Annotated in this window: 3 protein-coding genes; all 3 read left to right on the top strand. The window is 56.2% G+C overall.

The window, feature by feature from the left end; genetic code table 11:
* Window positions 1–1,016: 1,016 nt before the first annotated feature.
* The 3 genes from putP to Q0520_RS07890 all read left to right on the top strand — a co-directional run bounded on the left by putP (window position 1,017) and on the right by Q0520_RS07890 (window position 5,399).
* Window positions 1,017–2,513, top strand: a complete 1,497-nt coding sequence (gene putP, locus Q0520_RS07900) for a sodium/proline symporter PutP (protein WP_298668527.1) — start codon at window positions 1,017–1,019, stop codon at window positions 2,511–2,513.
* A 266-nt stretch (window positions 2,514–2,779) separates the two neighbouring features.
* Complete coding sequence (locus tag Q0520_RS07895) at window positions 2,780–4,567, top strand: PAS domain-containing protein (RefSeq protein ID WP_298668525.1); 1,788 nt, start codon at window positions 2,780–2,782, stop codon at window positions 4,565–4,567.
* A 52-nt stretch (window positions 4,568–4,619) separates the two neighbouring features.
* The gene (locus tag Q0520_RS07890) at window positions 4,620–5,399 is read left to right on the top strand and encodes a pyrroline-5-carboxylate reductase (RefSeq protein WP_298668523.1); all 780 of its coding nucleotides are present in this window, start codon (window positions 4,620–4,622) and stop codon (window positions 5,397–5,399) included.
* The last annotated feature ends 10 nt before the right edge of the window (window positions 5,400–5,409 follow it).

Genomic DNA, 5,409 nt, shown 5'->3' with positions numbered 1-5,409 from the left:
TGGTCATGGTCTCCTCGGTGGTCATGGTCTCCTCGGTGGTCATGGTCTCCTCGGTAACCTCGGTTCCCGGCGGTACCGCAGTGGTTTCATTTCCCGCAGGGACTCCAAAAGTCTCTGTCGTTCCTACCGGAGGTATGGTCATGGTCGTCTCCACCCCACCGGGTGTCATGGTAGTCGTGGGCAAAGGCGTGGTCGTTGTCGGTGGTCCTCCAGTCTGCGATCCTGTACATCCTGCAGTGAGCGTGAGCATGCCAGCAATCAGAAGCAGGATAAAAAACCAGGGTAATACTCCTTTCATGGTCCCCCCGCGCAGAACATACTCCTCATAATATTTATAGAATGTGGGTGGGCACGGACGGGTATCCCGAATACCCATATGCCCGGATACGGTATCAAGTATGTATTCTGGCACATACGCCACAATAAACATAAATTCGTGAAAAAATTTTGCACAAAACAATTTTTTTTGAATATACCAGATACTTTAGCAGTGACAATGCAAATTTCGCCACGAAACAATGGATGAAAATTCATCAACATGTGGGAGATGCCGGCATGTCTGGCCAGAACCGGGGCAATGACCGGACAGTCCAGGTCACGGACTCAGAAGAACCCGGGAAGGAGACGCACAAACCCTCACGCCCGGTTCAACCCTTCATCATATGTGCGGCGCTCCGGGACCGCCCCGCAAAGGGGTATCACAGGCCGGTCGTCCGCCCCAGACAGGCAGAGACCCGATGCGATCACAGACGGGGAAGCGAGAAAACACTCCTCAGAGATCTCCCGGAAAAGGTGTTTCAAACATCCACGGGAATTTTATCCGCCTCAAAGACGTGAATGAAGTTCATTCTCGAAGAGAGGGCACATTACCCCGTTAAGAATGCAGAGAGACAGAGTCAAGTACGATCCCTATAAATACTGTTCCTGAGAACATTTCTACAAATGAATGTTTCATTGCCCTTTTTTTTAAGAATCATTAGAATGACGGGCAGAGTGCATCATATACAGGAGAGAGCATGTTCAGTAACGGCATAGACATATTGTGTGCATTTATCCTCTACCTCGGCCTCATGGTTGTCATTGGCTTCGTCTATTACAACAAGACGGCGACGGTCAGTGATTACATCCTCGGCAACCGGGGCCTGAACCGATATGTTGCGGCACTCAGTGCCGAGGCATCAGATATGAGCGGATGGTTGCTCATCGGCCTCCCCGGCCTTGCCTATCTCTCAGGCATGCAGGCAGGGTGGGTGGCGCTCGGCCTTATCATAGGGACATTTCTGAACTGGAAGTTCGTGGCGAAGCGTCTCAGGATATATACCGAACAGGCTAACGACTCGCTCACCCTCCCCGACTTCTTCAGGAACCGGTTCAATGACAGGTCCGGGCTCATCAGCGGTATTGCGGCGGTATTCATCCTGATCTTCTTCCTGATCTACACCTCGGCGCAGTTCGTTGCCAGCGGGAAACTCTTCAACACGGTCTTCGGGATCGACTACACGATCGCCCTCCTGATAGGGTCCCTCATCGTTGTCTCCTATACATTCACCGGCGGTTTCAAGGCCGTATGCCTCACCGACTTTATCCAGGGGACGTTGATGCTCTTCGCTCTCGTGATGGTTCCTCTCTTTGCGGTATTCCTCATCGGAGGTCCTGCCGCCACGGTCAGCGGCCTCCAGGAGATCAACCCGGCCCTGCTCGACCCCTTCACCGATGCGGCAACAGGCGATCCCCTGACCTTTGTCGCGATCATCTCGATGCTCGCCTGGGCCCTCGGCTACTTCGGCCAGCCGCATATCCTTGTCAGGTTCATGGCCATCAAAAAACCAGAGGAGATCGGGGAGGCCAGGTCGGTCGCGATGGCCTGGGTCATCATCTCCCTCTGTGCTGCCGTCGCCATCGGTCTTATCGGTCGCGTCTTCTTAAGCCAGCCCCTGGTCGGCCCTGACGCGGAGACAGTCTTCATGGTGATGACCGGTGAGGTCTTCTACTCCTTCCTTGCCGGGATCATCCTCTGCGGCATCCTTGCAGCGATCATGAGCACGGCCTCGTCCCAGTTGCTGGTCAGTGCATCCGCAGTCTCCCAGGACCTGTACAAATCATTCTTCAGAAGAGGGGCGAGCGACAGAGAACTTATCTGGGTCAGCCGTTTATCTGTTCTTATTGTTGCCTTCTTCGCCATTTTCCTGGGCCTGGACCCAAACAGCAGCGTCTTCAACATCGTCGCCTATGCCTGGGCCGGATTTGGCGCAGCATTCGGGCCTGTCCTGCTGATGGGCCTCTTCTGGAAGAGGACGACCCGGCAGGGCGCTCTCGCCGGTGTCATCGTCGGCGGACTGACTGTCCTCATCTGGAAACAGTTCGCGTTCTTCGGCCTCTACGAGATTATACCGGGTTTTGCCCTCTCCCTCATCGCGATCTATGTCGTGAGCATGCTCACACCTGAACCTGAACCCGAAGTAATCGCGACATTTGAAAGGACAGAAGAAGAAGTCAGGAAAGTGAAAAACTAATCTATTCACACTTTTTTCCCCGGTTGGCATCAAGAGGGCCGACAGTGATCCACCGCAAGGGGAATCTCCGGGGATAGGACGCAAAAAATGTGACATTTTTCAAAGCGTCTGGTCTTGCCCCTCCGTCGGGAGTATGTCCAGCCAGGATAGACGGGTGGATCCATTTAACGTGCAATTATCAAAATTTAATTTTTAAATAGGTACAATAGCGGAATTTATAAATCGGAACCTATATATACAAATTGGGGATAATATCTATTTACCAGGTGAGCACCATAAAGAGCACCACCATTTCCCGGGAAGAGCAGGGATTCCTGTATCATCTGGTCGACAGCATCAGCATTCCCGTCTTCTACAAGGACACGAGAGAGGTGTACCTTGGGTGCAACAATGCATTTGCCGTTTTTTGTGGCATCCATAAAGAGGATATTATTGGAAAAACTGTATACGAACTCTTCTCGCCAGAAATGGCAGACACCTACCATTTCATGGACGCCGCTCTCTTTGCACGGACCGGGACCCAGCAGTATGAATCCATCTTCAGGTCGCAGGACGGCGTTACCCACAGGGTCGTCTTCTACAAGGCGACATACACCGACAACGGGGGGGACGTCTGCGGACTGGTCGGCCTTGTCCTCGACATCACCAATCAGAGGGAGGCGGAGGAGAACCTCCGCCGTTCTGAAGAGAAATTCAGGGCGCTCTTTGAGACCATGACACAGGGTGTGGTCTACCAGGATGCGGGGGGCAGGATAGTCGATGCCAACCAGGCCGCAGAGAAGATCCTCGGTATGAGCCTGCACAGTCTGACCGGAAAAGAACTGACTGATCCCTGCTGGAGGGCGGGTGTCGACGAGGCGGAGTCCTCTTACACCGGGGCAGCAAGAAACAGGAAAATGATCAGGATCAGGGACCCGGTTTCCGGCGAAGAGCGAGGGGTCATGACCTCGACCCTGCCTGTTGCGGAAAACAACCCCGGGAAACAGTACTCATCATTTACCACCCTGGAAGACCGGACCGTGGAAAAACGGGCAGAAATGGCATTGAAACGGTCTGAGGTCGAGAAGGCACTGATCCTGGACTCCGTGGACGAGACGATGATCTACCTCGACCTCGACTGCAGGATCATCTGGATCAACGATGCCGCCACCCGGCACCTGGAGATGAGGAGAGAGGAGATCCTTGGCAAGCGCTGTTATGACGTTGTCTGGAAGAGGGAGGAGATGTGTCCCTGGTGCAGGATACCCCGCGTCATTGCGTGCGAAAAAGCGGCGTCTGATACGGTGACCCTTGCAAATGGCCACACACTCCAGATGACCACCTACCCGGTCTTTGATGAAAAAGGGAAACGCATCGGCTATCTTGAAAAGGGACTTGACATTACCGGGATCACAAAGACCCAGCGGACACTGGAAGAGTCCAATAAAAAACTCAATCTCCTCTCCTCCATCACGCGCCACGACATCCTGAACCAGGTCATGGCCCTGATGTTCTACGCGGATGAGATCGAAGCAGAGACACCTGCCGGGTCGCCTGTGGCGGCACTTGTCGGGAAGGTCAAGGCTGCAACGAAACACATCGAGCGCCAGATCGCGTTTGCCCGGGACTACGAGGCCCTCGGCGTACGAGGGGCGGAATGGCAGAAGGTCTCAACGATTCTGGGACAGGCGTCCCGGATCATCCCCCCGGATATCAGGTATTCTGTATCTGTCAGTGACCTGGAGGTCTTTGCCGACCCCCTCCTTGAGAGGGTGTTCTATAACATCTTCGAGAACGCCCTGAGTCATGGCGAGGATATCACCACGATCACTGTCTCTTTTGTCGAGGGAGAGTCGTCGGGAAGGCTTATCATTGAGGACGATGGTATCGGCATCCCGGAAAAAGAAAAAGAGCAGATATTTGCCAAGGGAGTTGGGAGAAAAACCGGTCTCGGGCTGTTTCTCTCGAAGGAGATCCTCGGGATCACGGGGATAACCATCGCGGAGACCGGTCAGAAGGGGGCACGCTTCGAGATCATGGTGCCCCGGAGTGCGTACAGGCTTCACGCTGCATGAGGGCGGGCACTACAACGGGTTTTTCCCTCCCCCCGACCCATATGACTGCTGCATGGCGCAGATCGGCATCATCGGGACGGGCAGCATGGGGGGCATGCTCGTCAGGTCATTTGTCGGGAGCGGGGCCGTACGGCCGGACGCGATCGTCGCCTCCAACCGCACGGCGGCGAAACGCCGGGCGCTCGCGGCTGAGACGGGCATCAGGTGCGGGAGGGACAACAGGGAGGTAGCCGGGGGTGCGGACGTGGTCTTCCTCTGTGTCCGGCCGTCGGAGGTGAGGGGAGTCCTGTGTGAACTCCGGGACGAACTCTCGCCGGAGAAGGTGCTCGTCTCCATCGCCGCCGGTGTCCTGCTTGAGGACCTGCAGGCATGGACGGAGGCGCGGGTGGTGCGAGTGATCCCGGCCCTCACCTCCGAGGTCCTGAAGGGTGCCTCCCTCGTCGCCTTCGGGGAGAGGGCGACGGAGGAGGACAGGGAGACTGTCCTCGCCCTCCTGAACGCGATTGGGAGGGCGGTGGAGGTGGAGGAGAGGGACATCGAGGCCCTCACCCTCCTTACCAGTTGCGGGCCCGCCTTCGTCGCCGCCCTGATGGAGGAGATGGCGGCGGCGGCGGTGCGGCAGGGCGGGGTGCGGCCCGACCTCGCCAAACTCCTGGTGAAGGAGACGCTGATGGGGACGGCGGGCCTCATTGAAGAGAGCGACTTCGGCCGCCTCATCGCTCGCGTGGCGACGCCGGGTGGGGTCACCGAGAAGGGCGTGGCGGTGATCAGGGAGAGGGGGCCGGGGATGTTTGACGGGATGATGAGGGCGGCGCTTGGGAAGAAAGAGTGAGGGGGGAGAG

The sequence above is a fragment of the uncultured Methanofollis sp. genome, from assembly GCF_937919355.1.
GTDB lineage: Archaea > Halobacteriota > Methanomicrobia > Methanomicrobiales > Methanofollaceae > Methanofollis.
This window is presented reverse-complemented; position numbering and strand designations above follow the sequence as displayed.

What these genes read in the sequence shown, in the direction of transcription:
- putP (WP_298668527.1), top strand. Translation starts at nt 1,017, where the DNA reads ATGTTCAGTAACGGCATAGACATATTGTGTGCATTTATCCTCTACCTC.
- Q0520_RS07890 (WP_298668523.1), top strand. Translation starts at nt 4,620, where the DNA reads ATGGCGCAGATCGGCATCATCGGGACGGGCAGCATGGGGGGCATGCTC.